Consider the following 583-nt stretch of genomic DNA (forward strand, 5'->3'; position numbering starts at 1 on the left):
GGATCCGGCGCATGATCTTGCCCGATCGTGTTTTCGGCAATCCCGGAGCGAACTGGATCTTGTCGGGGGAGGCGATCGGTCCGATCTCGTGCCGTACGTGGTTGACCAGCGCCTTGCGCAGCGCGTCGTCTCCCTGCTGTCCCTCCATCAGCGTGATGTAGCAATAGATTCCCTGGCCTTTCACATCGTGTGGATAGCCCACGACCGCGGCTTCCGAAACCGAATCGTGCGAGACCAGCGCGCTTTCCACCTCCGCCGTTCCCATCCGGTGACCGGAGACATTGATCACATCGTCGACCCGGCCGGTGATCCAGTAATAGCCGTCCTCGTCCCTCCGGCAGCCGTCACCGGTGAAATATTTGCCCTTGTAGGTCGAGAAATAGGTCTGGATGAAGCGCTCGTGATCGCCATAGACCGTGCGCATCTGCCCCGGCCAGGAATCGGTGATGCACAGATTGCCTTCCGTCGTACCCGAGAGCACATCGCCGTCACTGTCGACAAGTTGCGGCTGGACTCCGAAGAACGGTCGTGTCGCCGAGCCTGGCTTGAGTTTGGTGGCGCCGGGAAGCGGAGTGATCAGGAT

Annotated in this window: 1 protein-coding gene; it reads right to left on the minus strand. The window is 60.7% G+C overall.

Annotated features, from left to right (window positions below; translation table 11 throughout):
- Positions 1–583 (minus strand): AMP-binding enzyme (locus ACR0C6_RS22055; protein WP_480621322.1); only part of this gene is annotated, 583 nt, incomplete at both ends.

Source organism: Ruegeria sp. AL12 (assembly GCF_056540885.1).